This is a genomic window from Allomesorhizobium aridi, assembly GCF_043769475.1.
GTDB lineage: Bacteria > Pseudomonadota > Alphaproteobacteria > Rhizobiales > Rhizobiaceae > Allomesorhizobium.
This window is the reverse complement of record NZ_CP171729.1, coordinates 1,878,780-1,896,516: the sequence shown is the minus strand read 5'-3', so window position 1 is coordinate 1,896,516 and position 17,737 is coordinate 1,878,780. Positions and strand designations below refer to the sequence as shown.

Sequence of the window (17,737 nt, the reverse complement as noted above, 5' to 3'; positions counted from 1 at the left end):
ATGCCGGCTTTCTCCCAAGGCCTCGAAAAGGCGCTGCACCAGGCGCTTACTTTCGCCAATGAGCGGCATCACGAATATGCCACGCTCGAACATCTGCTGCTCGCCCTGATCGAGGACAGCGAGGCCGGCGCCGTAATGCGCGCCTGCAATGTCGATCTCGACGAACTCAAGCAGACCGTTCTCACCTATATCGACACCGAACTCGACAATCTGGTCACCGGCTACGACGAGGATTCCAAGCCGACCGCCGGCTTCCAGCGCGTCATCCAGCGCGCGGTGATCCACGTCCAGTCGTCCGGGCGCGATGAAGTCTCGGGCGCGAACGTGCTTGTGGCCATCTTCGCAGAGCGCGAAAGCCACGCTGCCTATTTCCTCCAGGAACAGCAGATGACGCGTTACGACGCGGTCAACTACATCTCGCACGGCATTGCCAAGCGGCCCGGAGCCAATGAAACCCGCACTCCGCGCGGCGCCGAGGAGGACCAGCAGAATTCGTCCGGCGGCGAGCCGGAGGAGAGCGGCACCAAGAAGAAGCAGCAGCAGGACGCGCTGACCGCCTACTGCGTCGATCTGAACAAAAAGGCGAAGTCGGGCAAGATCGACCCGCTGATCGGTCGCGAAAGCGAGATCAACCGCACGATCCAGATCCTCTGCCGCCGCTCCAAGAATAATCCGCTCTATGTCGGCGATCCCGGCGTCGGCAAGACGGCGATCGCCGAGGGCTTGGCCAAGCGCATCGTTGAGGGCGATGTGCCGACTGTGCTCGCCGACGCGACGATCTTCGCGCTCGACATGGGCACGCTGCTCGCCGGTACCCGCTACCGCGGCGATTTCGAGGAGCGCCTGAAGCAGGTCGTCAAGGAACTCGAGGATTATCCCGGCGCGGTGCTGTTCATCGACGAGATCCATACGGTCATCGGCGCCGGCGCCACCTCCGGCGGCGCGATGGATGCGTCAAACTTGTTGAAGCCGGCGCTGTCATCCGGCGCGATTCGCTGCATCGGCTCGACGACCTACAAGGAGTTCCGCCAGTTCTTCGAGAAGGACCGCGCCCTGGTGCGGCGTTTCCAGAAGATCGATGTGAACGAGCCGTCGGTGGCGGATACGATCGCCATCATGAAGGGCCTGAAGCCCTATTATGAGGACTTCCACAAGGTGAAGTTCACCAACGACGCCATCAAGGCGGCGGTGGAGCTTTCCGCGCGCTACATCAACGACCGGAAGCTGCCCGACAAGGCGATCGACGTCATCGACGAGACCGGCGCCAGCCAGATGCTGGTTCCCGAGGCCAAGCGCAAGAAGACGATCAGCGTCAAGGAAATCGAGGCGACGATCGCCACAATGGCGCGCATTCCACCGAAGACGGTCTCGGCCGACGACGAGCAGGTGCTGGCGGGCCTCGATACGGAGCTGCGCCGTGTCGTCTACGGCCAGGATACCGCTATCTCGGCGCTCTCCTCGGCGATCAAGCTGGCCCGGGCAGGGCTGCGCGAACCCGAAAAGCCGATCGGCTCCTACCTGTTCTCCGGCCCGACCGGCGTCGGCAAGACCGAAGTGGCAAAGCAGCTCGCCGCCTCGCTCGGCGTCGAACTCCTGCGTTTCGATATGTCGGAATACATGGAGCGCCACACCGTCTCGCGGCTGATCGGCGCGCCTCCCGGCTATGTCGGCTTCGACCAGGGCGGTCTGCTCACCGACGGCGTCGACCAGCATCCGCATTGCGTGCTGCTGCTCGACGAGGTCGAGAAGGCGCATCCGGACCTGTTCAACATCCTGTTGCAGGTCATGGATCACGGCAAGCTGACCGACCACAACGGCAAGTCGATCGATTTCCGCAATGTCATCCTGATCATGACAACCAACGCCGGCGCCTCCGACATGGCCAGGGCCGCGATCGGCTTCGGCTCGTCGAAGCGTGAAGGCGATGACATGGAGGCGATCAACCGGCTGTTCTCGCCGGAGTTCCGCAACCGTCTCGACGCGATCATCCCGTTCGGCTCGCTGCCGATCCCGGTCGTGCATCAGGTGGTGCAGAAGTTCGTCATGCAGCTTGAGGCGCAGCTTTCGGAGCGCGGGGTCACCTTCGACCTGTCGCCGGAAGCCATCTCCTGGCTTGCCGACAAGGGCTATGACGAGCGCATGGGCGCACGGCCGCTCGGCCGCGTCATCCAGGAGCACATCAAGAAGCCGCTCGCCGAGGAGGTTCTGTTCGGCAAGCTGAAGAAGGGCGGCACGGTCCGCGTGACTGTCGAGACGAAGGAATCCGGCGAAACCGGCCTGAAGCTCGAATCGCTCGCCGACGAGCTTCCGGTGAAGCCGAAGAAGGAAGAGCCGAAGAAGGTTCCGGCAAAGAAGCCGGCCAGGAAGGCTGCCAAGCCGGCGGCCCAGAAATCCAGGCCGGCCGCCAACGGCAAGGACGGCGGCAAGCGCAGCCTGGTCCCGCAACTGCCCAGAAAGGGCTGAGCCGACAAAATCATCTCCTCCCCGGACCCGGGGAGGAGATTTTCTTTGAAGAAGCTATGCCTCGCCGATCCCGATCGGCGGCAGCCGCCGCTCCACCGGCGAAGACTGGATGATCGACGTGTTGGTCATCGCGTAGGGGATGATCTCGTCTATCAGCCTCTCCAGATCGGCCACCGACCGGAGATGGGCGCGGGCGATGAAGCAGTCCTCCCCCGTGACCCGGTCGCATTCGACGATCTCCGGTAATCCTCTCAATATCTCGGCGACTTTTTGAAGCTGGCCGGGGATAGGCCGGATACGAAGCCATGCGGCAAGCGGCAGCCCGAGCGCCGCCGCATTGATCTTGACCGAATAGCCCTCGATCACGCCGCTCTCCTCGAGACGCTTCACCCGTTCCGAAACGCTGGGCGCCGAAAGGCCGATCGCGCGGGAAAGCTCCGCCGTACTCGTCCGCGCGTCCTTGGCCAGCGCCCTCAGTATCTTCGCATCGACCGGGTCGATGCTGCCATTTTCATATCGAAGGCGTTTCATTGAATTTCACCGATGATGTAGCTGCATCTTTCCCACAATAACCTAATCCTCAGCATATGGAATGCCGATAATGCCTTGCATAATGGCGGTCGAGGAAGTCGCCATTATGCCCACGTCCAGTCCAGCCCTCGACAGGGCAGCGCAAATCGTCCCGCCACACGCCTGGTTCTACGTCAGCGCCATATTCCACTATCTCGGCCCGTCCTTCGCCGTGCTTCTCTTCCCCGCCATCGGCGTGCTCGGCGTCGCGTGGATGCGGATTGCATCGGCCGCCCTGATCTTCGCGCCGTTCACAAAACCTTGGCGGACTATCGCCGAGGCGGATGCCAGGACCCGCCTCCTGCTGGTCGGCTTGGGCACCTGCCTGGCGATCATGAACGTCGCATTCTATCTCGCGCTGGAGCGCCTGCCGATGAGCCTGGTCGCCGCCATGGAGTTCGTGGGCACGATAGGCGTCGCGCTCTACGGGCTGCGGACCGGGCGCAATCTCGCAGCGCTAGCGCTCGCCGTTGCGGGCGTCTTCGTCCTGATCGACGTGAGATGGTCCGCCGACCTGATCGGGCTCGGCTGGGCGGCGCTCAACGGCGCGCTGTTCGTCGCCTATATCGTGCTTGGCCACAGGGCGGCCGAAGGTGGCGCCAGCGGCGGCGTCGAGCGCCTTGGCGCGGCAATGGCGATAGCATTCGTCTTCGTCATGCCAATCGGCCTGGTGGAAGCGATTAAGGCGTTCGGTTCGATAAATCTGGTTCTTGCCGGCATAGGTGTCGGCCTGTGTTCTTCGGTCATCCCCTACATTTCCGACCAGCTCGCAATGTCGCGACTTCCGCGCGCCAGCTTCGCCCTGATGCTGGCGCTTCTGCCGGCTACCGCCGCGATCATCGCCGCTCTCGTGCTTGCGCAGATCCCTACCGGCCGCGATATTCTCGGCATCGCTCTAGTCATGCTCGGCGTCGCCGCGCACAAGCCAGCGCCGTCCGCGGCAGGGTCCACATCGACGCCGGCCGTCCATTCTGGCCCACGGGAACAGATCGAATTGCCCTGATTTTCGCGTCGCCTCTTCGAGGAGCCTGTGTTATCGGGCAAGCCGATGCCAGATGACGCCACTCCCCACGCGCCGACCATCGCCGACCGCCGCCACTGGTACCTGCGCGGCGTCCGGGCGGCGGTGTCAATTCCCGGACTGATCCTCGCCAGCGCCTTTGTCGGCTTCGCCGGTCTCGCCAAGGAGGCCGGGCTGACGCTCGCCGAGACCGTGTTCATGACCGGCGTCGTCTGGGCCTTGCCGGGAAAGGTGGTGCTGATCGGCGCGATCCTGTCAGGGGCTTCGCTGCCGGCGGCCGCCTTCGCGGTCGCACTATCTTCGGTCCGGCTGATGCCGATGGTCGTGGCGCTGGTGCCCGAACTCAAAGGGCGGCGCACGCCCAAATGGGTGCTCTACGTGCTTTCCCATTTCGTCGCGGTTACATCATGGGTCATCGCCATGGAGCGCCTCGGCGGCATCCCGCGAGCCATGCGCACGACCTGGTATGCCGGCATCGGCTCGACGCTGGTGCTGGCCAACATGGCCGTTGTCGCCGTCGTCTTTCTCATTGCCGACCGGCTGCCGCCTGCGGTGTCCGCGGCGCTTTTCCTGTTAACGCCGATGTATTTCCTGACCTCGCTCTGGGGCTCGGCGCGCGAGCGGGCAGGGCATGTCGCCATGGTTCTGGGCCTTGGGCTCGGGCCGTTCTTCCACGTGTTCCTGCCGGACTTCGACCTGCTGGCGGCTGGACTCATCGGCGGCTTCGCGGCCTACGCTTTCCATCGGCTGTCGCGGCGGGGGCGCTCGCAATGACCTTCACGTCGCTCGACCTGTGGTGGTGGCCGTTCCTGTTCATCCTCGTCGCGGGTTGGCTTGCCACGGACGCATGGCGCTTTCTCGGCGTCTATTTCGGCGGCCGCATTGCGGAGGATTCCGATCTGCTGGTGCTGGTCCGGGCCGTGGCCACCGCCCTGGTTGCTGCCGTCATCGGCAACCTCATAGTTTTTCCCAGCGGCGCGTTGGCCGCCACGCCGCTCGGCCTGCGCATGGGCGCGGCAGCGGTCGGCTTCGCCGCCTATTTCCTGCTCGGCAAGCGCGTTCTGGTCGGCATCATCGTCGCCGAGGCGGTTCTGGCCGCCGGCATTTTCCTGGTTTGGATGAGGTAAAACCGTGGCCGGCATTGACGACCTGCAGCAGCTTCTAGCCGGCATGGAGCCGGAGCTGCACGACGGCGAGTTTATCTTCTGCACGGTCCCCGATGGACGGATCGCCGACCAGGTCCGTCTCAACCCGCTCGGCATGTTTCGCGAGGCCGAAGGCCTGACGCTGATCCTTCCCCGCGAGACCGCGGAGCGTGAAGGTCTGGCAGGCGCGCCAATGCGCATGATCACGCTGACCGTGCATTCGAGTCTGGAAGCTGTCGGCCTGACCGCCGCTTTTTCCACCCGGCTGGCGCGCGAGGGCATCAGCGCCAATGTCGTCGCCGCGTTCCATCACGACCACATTTTCGTACCCGCGGCCGATGCCGAAAAAGCCCTCGCGGTGCTCAAGGCGCTGCAGAAGGAAAGCGCCGAAAAAGGGCGCGGATAACCGCCGCTATTCCGCGGCCAGCGCGGCTCTGATCTTCTCGGCGTTTGCCGCAAGCACCTCCGGCTTCTCCATGGCGCCCGTATGCGGCCGAAGCGGCACGCCTTCGAAGCGGGGTATGACATGGACATGGAGATGGAACACCACCTGTCCGCCGGCAGGCTCGTTGAATTGCTGCACCGTGACGCCGTCGGCCGAAAACGCTTTCATCAAGGCCCGCGCCAGTTTCTGGGTCGTGCGCATCACGGCGGCGAGACTGTCCGGATCGGCGTCGAAGATGTTGCGCGAAAGCTTCTTGGGGAGCACCAGGCAATGGCCGTCGCCGCGCGGCATGATGTCCATCAGCGCAAAGGTGTCCGCATCCTCGTAGAGCTTGTGCGAAGGCAGTTCGCCGCGCAGTATTTTCGCGAACACGTTGGATCTCGTCATAGCTTGTCATTTCCACCTCGCCGTTTGTCGGTTCCAGCCATATTTGCCGCTGGCCGGAATTCATTCAATGGCGGGGCTCAAACATTGAGATCCGGCGACTTGCGAAAGGGCCCGTGCTCCTCGAGATATTCGCTCATGCGCGCTACTTCGGCCCGTTCGCGCTCGAGATAGTCGTCGATCGCGCTCCTGAGGCCGGGATGCGCGATGTAATGCGCCGAATGTGTCATAACCGGCCTGTAGCCGCGCGCCAGCTTGTGCTCACCCTGCGCCCCGGCTTCGACCACCCGCAGGCCCTTCTGGATCGCGAAGTCGATGGCCTGGTGGTAGCAGACTTCGAAATGCAGGAAAGGGTGGTCCTCGATGCAGCCCCAGTTGCGGCCGAACAGCGTATCGGATCCGATGAAATTGATCGCGCCTGCGATATAGCGTCCGCCGCGCTTGGCCATCACCAGCAGGACGTCGTCGCGCATTCGTTCCCCGACCAGCGAGAAGAATGTGCGGTTGAGATAGGGCCGGCCCCATTTGCGGCTCCCCGTATCCATGTAGAAGGCGAAGAAGTCGTCCCAGACCGCTTCCGTCAGGTCGCTGCCGGTCAGCCAGTCTATCGAGATGCCGCTGGCGAGCGCCTCGCGGCGTTCCTTCTTCAGTGCCTTGCGCTTTCGCGAGGCCAGCGTAGCCAGAAAATCGTCGTAGGTCGAAAAACCTTCGTTAAAGAAGTGGAACTGCTGGTCCGTCCGCGCCAGGAATCCAGCATTTTCCAGCGCGGTCATATCGGTCGCCTCAGCGAAGGTGACATGCGCGGAGGACACGCCGAGGCGGTCGGTCACCAGCTTCAACCCGGCGGCCAGCGCCGCCTTGACCGCGGCTTCGTTCGCGCCGCGGCTGACCAGCAGGCGAGGACCGGTCGCCGGCGTGAACGGCACCGACGCCTGCAATTTGGGATAATAGCGCCCGCCGGCGCGCTCGAAGGCGTCGGCCCAGCCATGGTCGAACACATATTCGCCCTGGCTGTGCGACTTCACATAGCAGGGCAGGGCGCCAAGAACCGTGCCGTCCGGAGCCTCCAGGCGAAGATGATGCCCCTGCCAGCCTGAACGCCGAGCGGCGCAGCCTGATTCTTCCAGGATGCTCAGAAAATCGTACGAAACGAACGGGTTGTATGCGGTTCCGGCACAATCGCGCGAGGCGCCGGCAAAGTCATCCCATTCCTCGCGCGTGAACGCATCGATGCTGGCGGCGATGCGGATCGCGTATTCGCCATCCGCCGCCTTGGTCCCTGCCTGATCTCTGCCGATGGTCATCCGCCCTTATCTACGATCGAAATGTGGCCGCGCAAGGCTACGCGACCGCATCCGGCAGAAAGCCTTCGAAGGTCATCTGCTCGGCATGCGCGAAAGTCCGCTCCACGGCTTCCCCGTCGCGAACCGTCCAGGTGATGACCGGCATGCCCAGCCTCGCCCGGACGAAGCCGGAGAAGCGGTTGGGCAGGCAGTCGACGGCGTAGGAGACGAATGAAATGCCGTGCCCCAGCATGGAGAAATGCGCCTCCAATTCGTGATCCTTCTCGCCCCAGGCGGTCAGCCCCGTCGGAAGATCCCTGGCGTGTGCGGCAAACTGCCGGATCAGCCAGTGGTCGAACGACATGATCGCGGCCTTGCCGCCATAGTCGTGCAGCAGCGCGCAGACGCGCTCGACCAGGCCGGCGTCCCTGCCGGGAACGCCCTTGAGTTCGACCACAAGCGGAACGCGCCCATGCACGAGATCGAGCATCTCCTTCAGCGAAGGCGGATGGTCGCCGGTTCCGCCGACCCGTAGCGCCGTCATCTCGCGCGCTGTTCTTTGCCAGACATGGCCGTCCGTTCCCGTCAGCCGGGAAAGGCCCTCATCGTGGAAAATCACCGGCACGCCGTCGCTGGTCAGACGCACGTCGCACTCTATGGCATAGCCTTTCGCCGCCGCCGCCTCGAAGGCGGGAAGCGTGTTTTCCCATACCAGGTTGTTGCAATCGTGCAGGCCGCGGTGAGCGATCGGCCGCGCGGTCAGCCAGGACAGATCTTTCATGTCCGCCTCACGCAACTTCGATCACGGCTTCGATCTCGACCGCCGCATTGAGCGGCAGCGAGGCCGTTCCGACCGCGGCGCGCGCATGCTTTCCCGGCTCGCCCAGCACCGCGACCAGGAAGTCCGACGCGCCGTTGGCGACAAGATGCTGCTCGGTGAAATCGGGCGTCGAGGCGACGAATACCGTGATCTTCACCAGCCGCCTGATGTTTTCCAGATCGCCGATGGCGGCCTTGGCCTGCGCCAATATATTGATCGCGCAGAGTTTTGCCGCTTCCTTGCCGGCTTCCGTGTCCACATCCCGGCCGAGCAGGCCAGTGACTTGCAGCTTGCCGTCCTTGAGCGGAAGCTGCCCCGCGGTGAAGACGAGATTGCCCGTCCGCATGAAGGGCACATAGTTTGCGGCGGGCGCCGCGGCCGCAGGCAGTGTGACCCCGAGATCGTTCAGCCGCTTTTCGATTGTTTCGCCCATTGTCTTTCCCTATGTCTTGGTATGATGCAGTCGTCGGGCCGAAACTGCTATTTTTGCCTCGCTTCCGCCACGACTTTTTTTAGACTGCGCAACTTGAAGCGGCCCAGGCCGCCGTGTCGACTGGAGTGACTTCATGCGCGCAACGCGCCTCGCCTTGCTAGCCCTCGTTTCGCCCTCGGCGCTCATCGCCGCGCCGGCCCTTGCCGCAGCGCCGCTCGCGCCGCATCGCGCCGTTTACGATCTCGTGCTCGACGAAGCCTCCGATAAATCTGGCATAACCGGTCTATCCGGGCGCATGGTCTACGAATTCAACGGCTCGGCCTGCGAGGGCTACACGGTCAAGTTCCGTTTCGTCACGCAGATCGACACCAGCGAGAACTCGCGCGTGACCGACCAGCAGACGACCACTTTCGAAGATGCGGAGGGCAAGACGTTCTCCTTCGTGACGAAATCCTTCACCGACCAGACGCTGGAGCGCGAGCTCAAGGGCACTGCGAGACGCGAGGCGGACGGGTTGAAGGTCGACATCGACAAGCCCGAACCGAACAGCGTCGAACTGGAACGCACCCAGTTCCCCACGCAGCATCTTGTCGAACTGATCGGCAAGGCCAACACCGGCGAGAATTTCTATGAGACAAGCGTCTTCGACGGCTCCGAAGACGGCGACGAAGTCATGACCACCACTGTCGTGGTCGGCAAGAAGGAACCGGTGGAGAAAAGCGATCCGGAAGCGCCTGTGCTTGCCGGTCTCGCCAAGGAAAAATTCTGGCCGGTCGACATCGCCTATTTCGACGAGGCGACCGACGGCGGTGAGGAAGTGCCGGAATACCGCATCAGCTTCAAGCTGCACGAAAACGGGCTGACGCGCGATCTCGTCATGGACTACGGCGATTTCTCCATGACCGGCAAGCTGGTCAACTTGGCCCTGTTCGATCAGGCTCCACAGAACTGCAACCAGTAGCGGCCGCTGCATGGCCGTTTACGTTGACGACGCGATCTGGCATTGGGCCGGCAGGCGCTGGTGCCATCTGATGGCCGACGATCTTGCGGAACTCCACGGCTTTGCCGCCAAGCTCGGCCTGCATCGATCATCCTACCAAGGCCCGCCCAAGACCGCCGCACCCCACTACGACATCACCGCCTTTGAACGCGACCGCGCGGTGAGGCTCGGCGCCGTCGCGTGCAGCAGGCATGAGATCGTCGCCGTCTGCCGTCGCGTTCGCGTCAGGGAAGGCAAGTCCCTGTCGCAGGTGGCAAGCCCGTTTGCAGCGGTCGTAAACCGTCCGGAAAAATTGTTGAACGGCGTTCAAATTTGACTTGAGCCCGCCTCGATTTCCAGCCAGCCTGTGTTACATGACGCACGGGAGGCGGATTTGAGCAGACTCGACACCTTTGTGGCGCCCGAACCCAGCGTGCCGCTCATCAAGGCGATGACGGTGGTGAACCGCGTCCTCATGCTGCGAGGCGTCCCCGGCTTTCGCGACCTCCCTCCGCTCAACCGGATCGCAGGCCTGCGCGGCATCGCCAATGTCCGCCACATCGATTTTCCCGAAGCCGACCGCGCCCGTCTCGCCGTCGTGTGCGGGGACGGGAAGGCGACCTTCATCACGCCAAACCATCCCGAATTCTTCACTGACTGGATGATCGACAAGGAGATCGCCTCGCACGTCTGTCCGCTGGCCGCATTCTGGGCGACCAACGGCGTCGTCAATGGCCTCGGCAGGATGGCGCAGAAATTCTGGCTCGCCAACAATCTGATCGCGCAAATTCCCGGCAACAGCCAGGCCGCGCGCGAGCATTCGGTCGGCTGGGCGCTTAAAGGCCACGGTGTTCTGCTGCATCCGGAAGGCAGCGTCGGCTGGCACGGCGATTTTGTCGCCCCGCTGATGCCGGGCGCCGCCGAGATGGCGCTGGAGGCGCTGAAGCAAAGCCGAGAAGCAGTACGCGATCTCGAGGTCTGGATAGCGCCGGTCGTCTGGAAGCTGGCTTTCATCCGCGATGTCGAAGCGGATCTGATCAAGGAATGCGCCTATGTCGAGCGCAGCCTGAAGATCGAGCCGGCGGCTCGAACCGTCGCTCTTCCCGATCGGGTCTACCGCATCTACGAGACCTTGCTGTCTCGGGACGAGGAAAAAAGCGGCATCGAACCGAACCGCGCGGCTTTATACGCAGGGCGCCAGGACGTCCTGCTTTCAACCATGTACCGCCTCCTCCGCGACCTCCTGCCCGAGGCCGAGGCCTCGGCAAGCGGCGACGGCATCATGCGGAGCGCACGGCGCTTTCTGCGCGAAACCGGCCCTGCCGATCCGGAACTGCGCAAGCAGGTGAAATCGCTGTCGGAGGCGATCGCGCGCGTCCAGCGCGTCGGCGATTTTGCTTTCTCGAGCGAGACGGTGACGCAGGAAGGGCTCGCCGAGCACGTCAAGCGTATCCGCAACGATTACTGCAAGGGAACGATGCGCGACACCCTCAACCGCTTCCTGCCGCAGCCGGCCGGACCGCGCCGCGCCTATATCCGGGTGCCGGAACCGCTGGCAATGCACGATTTTCAGGGCACGCCGACCGACGCCATGGCCGAGATCCGCCGCCGCATGCAGGCAGCGCTGGATGAGATCAATGAAGGATTGCGCCTGAAGACCTACCGCAATCCGTTCCATACCGGCTGAGTCGGCTTTCCACGCACGGTACGGGCCGGGCCGGATTCGAGCTGGCTTGCATTGTCACCCCGTTCCCTCTATATGCGCGCTCATTCCACACACGGACTTTGGTGTCTGCCTGGGAGAAATCCGGCTGAAACCTCCGGTGGCGTCGAGGGAACTTTCCCAGAAACGTCAAGTGTCCGTGGAGGCTAACCGGAAAGGACAAAGAATGGCTCTGCCTGATTTCAGCATGCGCCAGCTATTGGAAGCTGGCATTCACTTCGGCCACCAGACCCACCGCTGGAACCCGAAGATGGCTCCGTACATCTACGGCGCCCGCAACAACATCCACGTCATCGACCTCTCGCAGACCGTGCCCTTGCTGCACCAGGCTCTGAAGCAGGTTTCCGACACCGTCGCCAAGGGCGGCCGCGTGCTGTTCGTCGGCACCAAGCGCCAGGCTTCGGACATCATCGCCGATGCGGCCCAGCGTTCGGCCCAGTATTACGTCAATTCGCGTTGGCTCGGCGGCATGCTGACCAACTGGAAGACGATTTCCAATTCGATCTCGCGCCTGCGCAAGCTCGACGAGATCCTCGCCGGCGAAGGCAGCCGCGGCCTCACCAAGAAGGAACTTCTGAACCTTCAGCGTGAGCGCGAGAAGCTCGACAAGGCGCTTGGCGGCATCAAGGACATGGGCTCGACGCCCGACCTGATGTTCGTGATCGACACCAACAAGGAAGCGATCGCCATCCTCGAGGCCAAGCGCCTCGGCATTCCGGTCGTGGCCGTCATCGATTCCAACTGCGATCCGGACAAGATCGACTATCCGATCCCTGGCAATGACGACGCCGCCCGTGCGATCCAGCTTTATTGCGATCTGATCGCCAAGGCAGCGATCGACGGCATCGCGCGCCAGCAGGGCGCTCTCGGCGTCGATATCGGCGCTGCTGCCGAAGCGCCCGTCGAGCCGACGCTCGACGAGACGCCGGCAGCCAGCGCTCCCGAAGCGTAAATCGACGGGGCCGGGCACCCGGCCTTCCATTTCTTGCGACGCGGATCGCCGCGTCGCCGGCTGGCGCATCATCGACAGGTTTCGGTGGTGCGCTCGCGCATTTCGATCCAAGAGGCAAAAAATGAGCATTACGGCAGCACAGGTCAAACAACTCCGCGACATGACCGGCGCGGGCATGATGGATTGCAAGGCGGCGCTTGCCGAGACTAACGGCGACATGGAGGCGGCGGTCGACTGGCTGCGCGCCAAGGGCATCGCCAAGGCCGACAAGAAGGCCGGCCGCACTGCGGCTGAAGGCCTGGTCGGCGTCGCCGGCGACGCGACTTCGGCCGTTGTCGTCGAGGTCAACTCGGAGACTGACTTCGTTGCCCGCGCCGAGTCCTTCCAGGAGATCGTACGCAACGTCGCGCAGGTCGCGCTTGCCGTCGGCGGCGAGACCGAAGCCGTCGCCAATGCGAAATACCCGGGCACTGACAAGACCGTCGCGCAGGCCATCAAGGATGCCGTCGGCACGATCGGCGAGAACCTGTCGTTCCGCCGCTCGGCGAAGCTGTCGGTCGGCGCAGGCGCTGTCGCGACCTATGTCCACAATGCTGTCGCCGAAAACCTCGGCAAGCTCGGCGTTCTGGTCGCGATCGAGACCGCCGGCAATGCCGACGCGGCGCGCGCCTTTGCCCGCCAGGTGGCGATGCATGTCGCGGCGACCAACCCGCTGGCGCTGACTGCCGAGCAGATCGATCCGGCCGCCGTCGCGCGCGAGCGGGCGATCTTCACGGAGCAGGCCCGCGAATCGGGCAAGCCGGACAACATCATCGAGAAGATGGTCGAAGGCCGCTTGCGCAAGTTCTACGAGGAAGTCGTGCTCCTGAAGCAGGCCTTCGTGCTTAACCCCGACATCACCGTCGAGGCAGCGCTGAAGGAAGCCGAAAAGGAAATCGGCGCGCCGGCCAAGATCACCGGCTTCATTCGTTTCGCGCTCGGCGAAGGCATCGAACGGGAAGAAACCGACTTCGCTGCCGAAGTCGCGGCCGCGGCGAAAAAGTAACGCCGCATCAAGCCTTTCATGGTCGGTTATTAGAAGGGCATCGCGTGACAACGCGGTGCCCTTCGTGTATCGCGCGCATGAACAGGAAACGATGAGGAAGCGATGACCATAAAACCCCTGTACCGGCGCGTGGTTTTGAAGGCGTCGGGCGAGGCGCTGATGGGCGAACAGCATTTCGGCATCGACGTTTCGGTCGTCGACCGCATCGCCTCCGACATTGCCGAGGCGAGGGCGCTCGGGGTCGAAGTGGGCGTCGTCATCGGCGGCGGCAACATCTTTCGCGGTGTCGCCGTGGCCTCCAAAGGAGGCGACCGCGTCACCGGCGACCACATGGGCATGCTCGCCACCGTCATCAATTCGCTGGCGCTGCGCACCTCGCTCGTCAAGCTTGGCGTCGACGCGGTCGTATTGTCGGCAATCGCCATGCCCGAACTCTGCGAAAGCTTTTCGCAGCGCCAGGCGACCGCCTACATGAACCAGGGCAAGGTGGTCATTTTCGCCGGTGGCACCGGCAATCCCTTCTTCACCACGGATTCGGCCGCGGCGCTTCGCGCCGCCGAGATCGGCGCTGACGCCCTGTTCAAGGGAACGCAGGTCGATGGCGTCTATTCCGCCGACCCGAAAAAAGACCCGAACGCGGTGCGTTATGGTCGCATCAGCCATGCCGACGTCATCAAGCAGGGCTTGCTGATCATGGACACGGCTGCAATAGCGCTTGCGCGCGAAAACAACATCCCGATAATCGTCTATTCGATCCACGAGAAGGGTGGTTTCGGCGAAATTCTAACCGGTGGCGGTCACTGCACGATCGTCGCCGACACCTGAAGACGAAATTGGCCTGAATAGGGAGGCCAAGGAGAGTGACAATGACCAGCGGGGCAGACTTCAACGACATTCATCGGCGCATGGATGGGGCGATCAACGCATTCAAGCACGACCTGGCTTCTCTGAGAACCGGCCGCGCTTCCAGCAACCTGCTCGATCCGGTCATGGTCCAGGCTTATGGTTCGGCTATGCCGATTACCCAGGTCGCGACCGTGTCCGTGCCCGAGCCACGCATGATCTCGGTTTCGGTCTGGGACAAATCGATGGTCGGCGCGGTCGACCGCGCCATTCGCGAATCCAATCTCGGCTTCAATCCGATCATGGATGGCACGACGCTGCGCATTCCGCTGCCGGAGCTCAACGAGCAGCGCCGCAAGGAACTCGTCAAGATCGCCCACACCTACGCCGAAAACGCCCGCATCGCGGCGCGGCACGTCCGGCGCGACGGCATGGATCACCTTAAAAAGGCTGAAAAGGACGGCGATATCAGCGAGGACGATCACCGCAAGCAGGCCGATCGCATCCAGAAGCTGACGGACGAGACGATCAGCTCGATCGACAGCCTGCTGGAGGCGAAAGAAGCCGAGATCATGCACGTCTGATGCGTGGCGGCGCTGCTGCGGCGGAAAGTGAAAAAATGACGACGCCCGCGCATGTCGCGATCATCATGGATGGAAACGGCCGCTGGGCGAAGGCCCGCGGGCTTCCGCGCCTTGCCGGTCACCGCGCCGGCGTCGAGGCGCTGCGCCAGGCGGTGAGGGCCGCCGGCGAGTTCGGCGTATCGTGGCTTACCGTCTATGCATTCTCTTCGGAAAACTGGTCGCGGCCGAAGTCCGAGGTCAGCGATCTGATGGGGCTGCTGAAGCTGTTCATCCGGCGCGATCTGGCCGAGTTGCACCAGAACGGCGTCCGCGTCAGGATCATCGGCGAGCGCGCCGGGCTCCAGGGCGACATCAAGGCGCTGCTCGAGGAGGCCGAGGCGCTGACCGCCGGCAACGACGCGCTGAACCTCGTCATCGCCTTCAACTATGGCGGCCGCGACGAGATCGCCCGGGCGGTGCAAAAGCTCGCCGCCGACGCGGTTTCGGGAAAAATCCTTCCCGGCGACATCACTGCGGAAGCCGTCGCCGAGGCGCTCGACACGCGCGACATCCCCGATCCGGATCTGGTCATCCGCACGAGCGGCGAGATGCGGCTGTCGAATTTCCTGCTTTGGCAGGCGGCCTACAGCGAACTCGTGTTCCTCCCCTGCTATTGGCCCGACTTCACCCGCGAGCATTTCGCCGAGTCGCTCAGCCAGTTCGCGGCGCGCGAACGGCGCTTTGGCGGCCTTTCGGCCCGGGATGTTGCCTCGTGAGCACGATTAGATGAGCAATCTGCAGCTTCGCGTCCTCTCGGCAGTCGTGCTGGCGATTGCGGTTCTCGGGCTGACCTGGCTTGGCGGGCTGCCGTTCCGGCTTTTCGCGGCGCTCATCGGCGCCGCGATTTTTTATGAATGGTGCGCGATGTCGCGCACGGTCGCCAATGCTTTCTACCAGGCGCTCACGGCGCTGTTCCTGGCGGCGGTGCTGCTGGCGGTCGTGGCGGGCTTGCCGGCTGCGACGGTGCTGCTCGTTCTGGCCGGCGCCTTGGCCGCTTCGATCGCGGTGGGGCTCATCCGCGGGCAGGGGTCATGGCCGACGATCGGGCTCGCCTATGCCGGGTTCTCGGCCGTTTCGCTGGCTTTCCTGCGCGATGACGACCATGCCGGGCTGCTCGCCATACTGTTCCTGTTCGCGATCGTTTGGGCGACCGACATCCTGGCCTATTTCGTCGGGCGCGCCGTCGGCGGGCCGAAACTTGCGCCGGCGATCTCACCCGGCAAGACCTGGAGCGGCGCGATCGGCGGCGCGGTCGGCGGGCTCGCGGGCGGCCTTGCCGTGGCGGCGCTGGCGGGCGTCTCCAATCTTCCGGTGCTTGGCTTTGTCGCGCTTTTGCTCTCGATCGTCTCCCAGATCGGCGACCTGTTCGAGTCCTGGGTCAAGCGGCGCTGCGGCGTGAAGGATCTGGGCTCGATCATTCCCGGCCATGGCGGCGTCATGGATCGCGTCGACGGACTTGTCGCGGCGGCGTTTGCCCTATACGTCATCGGCTGGATGGCGGGCGGCGCCGAACATCCGGCGCACGGCCTGTTCCCACTCTGAGCGGAACGCCACCCGGGTTTCAGCTCTGTGGACGCCACGGATTCGCCGGGATTGAGGTCACAGTCCGCGGCGCAATCGTCGCAATGGCGGTTTTGATCGAGGGCACGATTTGAGCGAGTTGTTTTCAGCGCTGTTCGGCTTAGACAGCCTGCTTGTCGGCACCATCGTGCCGTTCCTTTTCGTGCTGACCGTCGTCGTGTTCGTCCACGAGATGGGCCACTATCTCGTCGGGCGCTGGTGCGGCATCGGCGTCAAGGCCTTTTCCATCGGCTTCGGGCCCGAAATCTTCGGCTTCAACGACCGCAACGGCACGCGCTGGAAGCTCTCCGCGATTCCGCTTGGCGGCTACGTCAAGTTCGTCGGCGACATGAACGTGACCAGCACGCCGGACGCCGAGGTGACCGAAAGGCTGACGCCGGCCGAGCGGGAGGTCGCGTTCCATACCCAGCCGGTCTGGAAACGCGCCGCCACCGTGGTCGCCGGGCCGCTCTTCAACTTCCTGCTGACCATCGCCGTGCTGGCGACCTTCTTTGCGGTCTACGGCCGCGTCGTGTCGGAGCCGACGGTCGCCCAGGTCCAGCCCGGCAGCCCCGCCGAGATCGCGGGCTTCCAGCCCGGCGACCGATTCGTCAGCGTCGACGGCAATCCGGTCCGTACCTTTGCCGATGTGCAGTACCACGTCTCCGGCCGCGCCGGCGACCCGCTCGACTTCGTGCTGCTGCGCGGCGGCAAGGAGGTCGAACTGACGGCGACGCCCGAAGTCACCGAACAGAAGGACGCGGCCGGCAACACGTTCCGCATCGGCGTCATCGGAGTCGTCAACGACAAGGAACTCGGCCAGCCGCGCGTCATCGAATACAGCGCGCCCGGCGCCGTGGTCGAAGCCGTCAGCGAGACCGGCCGCATCGTCGTGCGCACGGGCCAGTTCCTGAAGCGCTTCGCCGTGGGGCGCGAGGACAAATGCCAGCTCGGCGGCCCGATCAAGATCGCCGACATGGCCGGCAGGGCTGCCAAACTCGGCTTCGAACGGCTGGTCGAACTGATCGCGCTGCTCTCCGTCGGGATAGGGTTCCTTAACCTTCTACCGATTCCCCCGCTGGACGGCGGCCATCTGGCTTTCTATGGCATCGAGGCTGTCATCAGGCGTCCGGTATCGGAGCGCATGATGGAGGCGGTTTATCGCACGGGGATGATTCTGGTTCTTGCCTTCATGGGTTTCGTTTTCTGGAACGACCTGTTTGGGTGCTGAAAACATGAAGGAATTTGGCTTCGCGGCGGCCGCCGTTACGACGGCGTTTACCATCGCGGAGAATATGCGTGACGCGAAAGCCACGCGGGATAGTTAAGTAAACGCAAATTAACCAGAAGCCTTGCGTGTAGGGAAAATCCGGTTAATACCGGTATGGGAAATTTACCGCACGTCCGGTTTTCTCGCCGTGGGGACTTCGAGAAAAGGTTTTTAAGCC

The 17,737-nt window shown here is 63.7% G+C and carries 19 protein-coding genes and 1 pseudogene; 15 read left to right on the top strand and 5 right to left on the bottom strand.

Features of this window, described 5'->3' with window-relative positions; translation table 11 throughout:
- Window positions 1-2,463 (top strand): ATP-dependent Clp protease ATP-binding subunit ClpA, encoded by a 2,463-nt coding sequence (clpA, locus tag ACG873_RS11305; RefSeq protein ID WP_394891791.1) that lies wholly within the window; start codon window positions 1-3, stop codon window positions 2,461-2,463.
- 54 nt (window positions 2,464-2,517) lie between these two features.
- Here the strand turns inward: clpA and ACG873_RS11300 are convergent, their stop codons facing one another.
- Window positions 2,518-2,994: an Lrp/AsnC family transcriptional regulator gene (locus tag ACG873_RS11300; protein ID WP_394891790.1), complete on the bottom strand. Its 477-nt coding sequence runs from the start codon at window positions 2,992-2,994 to the stop codon at window positions 2,518-2,520.
- A 106-nt stretch (window positions 2,995-3,100) separates the two neighbouring features.
- Here ACG873_RS11300 and ACG873_RS11295 point away from each other — a divergent pair, with 106 nt between their 5' ends.
- The 4 genes from ACG873_RS11295 to ACG873_RS11280 are packed head-to-tail and all read left to right on the top strand — an operon-like array spanning window position 3,101 to window position 5,605.
- Window positions 3,101-4,036 carry an EamA family transporter gene (locus ACG873_RS11295; RefSeq protein ID WP_394893456.1) on the top strand — a complete coding sequence of 312 codons (936 nt, stop codon included), beginning with the start codon at window positions 3,101-3,103 and terminating at the stop codon, window positions 4,034-4,036.
- A gap of 45 nt (window positions 4,037-4,081) precedes the next feature.
- Window positions 4,082-4,828 carry an AzlC family ABC transporter permease gene (locus tag ACG873_RS11290; protein ID WP_394891789.1) on the top strand — a complete coding sequence of 249 codons (747 nt, stop codon included), beginning with the start codon at window positions 4,082-4,084 and terminating at the stop codon, window positions 4,826-4,828.
- Window positions 4,825-5,181 (top strand): AzlD domain-containing protein, encoded by a 357-nt coding sequence (locus ACG873_RS11285; protein WP_394891788.1) that lies wholly within the window; start codon window positions 4,825-4,827, stop codon window positions 5,179-5,181. Before ACG873_RS11290 ends, ACG873_RS11285 begins: the two co-directional genes overlap by 4 nt.
- 4 nt (window positions 5,182-5,185) lie before the next feature.
- Window positions 5,186-5,605 (top strand): ACT domain-containing protein, encoded by a 420-nt coding sequence (locus ACG873_RS11280; protein WP_394891787.1) that lies wholly within the window; start codon window positions 5,186-5,188, stop codon window positions 5,603-5,605.
- A gap of 6 nt (window positions 5,606-5,611) precedes the next feature.
- Here ACG873_RS11280 and ACG873_RS11275 read toward each other — a convergent pair whose 3' ends face one another.
- The 4 genes from ACG873_RS11275 to ACG873_RS11260 form a co-directional block, all read right to left on the bottom strand.
- Window positions 5,612-6,031 (bottom strand): HIT family protein, encoded by a 420-nt coding sequence (locus tag ACG873_RS11275; protein ID WP_394891786.1) that lies wholly within the window; start codon window positions 6,029-6,031, stop codon window positions 5,612-5,614.
- A gap of 77 nt (window positions 6,032-6,108) precedes the next feature.
- Window positions 6,109-7,332, bottom strand: a complete 1,224-nt coding sequence (locus ACG873_RS11270; RefSeq protein ID WP_394891785.1) for a GNAT family N-acetyltransferase — start codon at window positions 7,330-7,332, stop codon at window positions 6,109-6,111.
- A gap of 37 nt (window positions 7,333-7,369) precedes the next feature.
- Window positions 7,370-8,092 carry a glycerophosphodiester phosphodiesterase gene (locus ACG873_RS11265; RefSeq protein WP_394891784.1) on the bottom strand — a complete coding sequence of 241 codons (723 nt, stop codon included), beginning with the start codon at window positions 8,090-8,092 and terminating at the stop codon, window positions 7,370-7,372.
- Window positions 8,093-8,099: 7 nt separating this feature from the next.
- On the bottom strand, window positions 8,100-8,564 hold the full coding sequence (locus ACG873_RS11260; protein WP_394891783.1) for a RidA family protein: 465 nt from the start codon (window positions 8,562-8,564) through the stop codon (window positions 8,100-8,102).
- Window positions 8,565-8,697: 133 nt separating this feature from the next.
- On the opposite strand from ACG873_RS11260, the gene ACG873_RS11255 reads away from it, so the two are divergent.
- From ACG873_RS11255 to rseP, 10 genes and pseudogenes are all read left to right on the top strand, one after another.
- A complete protein-coding gene (locus ACG873_RS11255) occupies window positions 8,698-9,525 on the top strand; it encodes a cell envelope integrity EipB family protein (protein WP_394891782.1) in 828 nt (275 codons plus the stop codon).
- A gap of 10 nt (window positions 9,526-9,535) precedes the next feature.
- Window positions 9,536-9,802, top strand: a pseudogene (locus tag ACG873_RS11250) (DUF4031 domain-containing protein); the annotation flags it as partial.
- Window positions 9,803-9,937: 135 nt separating this feature from the next.
- Entirely contained in the window at window positions 9,938-11,230 is a 1,293-nt protein-coding gene (locus ACG873_RS11245; RefSeq protein ID WP_394891781.1) for a hypothetical protein, read from the top strand.
- 202 nt (window positions 11,231-11,432) lie between these two features.
- The gene (gene rpsB / locus ACG873_RS11240) at window positions 11,433-12,218 is read left to right on the top strand and encodes a 30S ribosomal protein S2 (RefSeq protein ID WP_394891780.1); all 786 of its coding nucleotides are present in this window, start codon (window positions 11,433-11,435) and stop codon (window positions 12,216-12,218) included.
- Between the two features lie 121 nt (window positions 12,219-12,339).
- Window positions 12,340-13,263, top strand: coding sequence for a translation elongation factor Ts (gene tsf, locus ACG873_RS11235; protein ID WP_394891779.1), 924 nt, complete (start codon window positions 12,340-12,342; stop codon window positions 13,261-13,263).
- 102 nt (window positions 13,264-13,365) lie between these two features.
- A complete protein-coding gene (gene pyrH / locus ACG873_RS11230) occupies window positions 13,366-14,088 on the top strand; it encodes a UMP kinase (RefSeq protein ID WP_394891778.1) in 723 nt (240 codons plus the stop codon).
- 41 nt (window positions 14,089-14,129) lie between these two features.
- Window positions 14,130-14,690, top strand: coding sequence for a ribosome recycling factor (gene frr, locus ACG873_RS11225; protein ID WP_394891777.1), 561 nt, complete (start codon window positions 14,130-14,132; stop codon window positions 14,688-14,690).
- Window positions 14,691-14,725: 35 nt separating this feature from the next.
- Window positions 14,726-15,445: an isoprenyl transferase gene (locus ACG873_RS11220; RefSeq protein WP_394891776.1), complete on the top strand. Its 720-nt coding sequence runs from the start codon at window positions 14,726-14,728 to the stop codon at window positions 15,443-15,445.
- Between the two features lie 10 nt (window positions 15,446-15,455).
- Window positions 15,456-16,271: a phosphatidate cytidylyltransferase gene (locus tag ACG873_RS11215; RefSeq protein ID WP_394891775.1), complete on the top strand. Its 816-nt coding sequence runs from the start codon at window positions 15,456-15,458 to the stop codon at window positions 16,269-16,271.
- 109 nt (window positions 16,272-16,380) lie between these two features.
- Window positions 16,381-17,520, top strand: coding sequence for an RIP metalloprotease RseP (rseP, locus tag ACG873_RS11210; protein WP_394891774.1), 1,140 nt, complete (start codon window positions 16,381-16,383; stop codon window positions 17,518-17,520).
- Window positions 17,521-17,737 lie beyond the last annotated feature (217 nt).

Coding starts and splice junctions, on each gene's coding strand:
- ACG873_RS11220 (WP_394891776.1), top strand. CDS start 14,726: ATGACGACGCCCGCGCATGTCGCGATCATCATGGATGGAAACGGCCGC.
- rpsB (WP_394891780.1), top strand. CDS start 11,433: ATGGCTCTGCCTGATTTCAGCATGCGCCAGCTATTGGAAGCTGGCATT.
- clpA (WP_394891791.1), top strand. CDS start 1: ATGCCGGCTTTCTCCCAAGGCCTCGAAAAGGCGCTGCACCAGGCGCTT.
- ACG873_RS11300 (WP_394891790.1), bottom strand. CDS start 2,994: ATGAAACGCCTTCGATATGAAAATGGCAGCATCGACCCGGTCGATGCG.
- ACG873_RS11215 (WP_394891775.1), top strand. CDS start 15,456: ATGAGCAATCTGCAGCTTCGCGTCCTCTCGGCAGTCGTGCTGGCGATT.
- ACG873_RS11285 (WP_394891788.1), top strand. CDS start 4,825: ATGACCTTCACGTCGCTCGACCTGTGGTGGTGGCCGTTCCTGTTCATC.
- tsf (WP_394891779.1), top strand. CDS start 12,340: ATGAGCATTACGGCAGCACAGGTCAAACAACTCCGCGACATGACCGGC.
- frr (WP_394891777.1), top strand. CDS start 14,130: ATGACCAGCGGGGCAGACTTCAACGACATTCATCGGCGCATGGATGGG.
- ACG873_RS11255 (WP_394891782.1), top strand. CDS start 8,698: ATGCGCGCAACGCGCCTCGCCTTGCTAGCCCTCGTTTCGCCCTCGGCG.
- ACG873_RS11275 (WP_394891786.1), bottom strand. CDS start 6,031: ATGACGAGATCCAACGTGTTCGCGAAAATACTGCGCGGCGAACTGCCT.
- ACG873_RS11260 (WP_394891783.1), bottom strand. CDS start 8,564: ATGGGCGAAACAATCGAAAAGCGGCTGAACGATCTCGGGGTCACACTG.
- ACG873_RS11265 (WP_394891784.1), bottom strand. CDS start 8,092: ATGAAAGATCTGTCCTGGCTGACCGCGCGGCCGATCGCTCACCGCGGC.
- pyrH (WP_394891778.1), top strand. CDS start 13,366: ATGACCATAAAACCCCTGTACCGGCGCGTGGTTTTGAAGGCGTCGGGC.
- ACG873_RS11295 (WP_394893456.1), top strand. CDS start 3,101: ATGCCCACGTCCAGTCCAGCCCTCGACAGGGCAGCGCAAATCGTCCCG.
- ACG873_RS11290 (WP_394891789.1), top strand. CDS start 4,082: ATGCCAGATGACGCCACTCCCCACGCGCCGACCATCGCCGACCGCCGC.
- ACG873_RS11270 (WP_394891785.1), bottom strand. CDS start 7,332: ATGACCATCGGCAGAGATCAGGCAGGGACCAAGGCGGCGGATGGCGAA.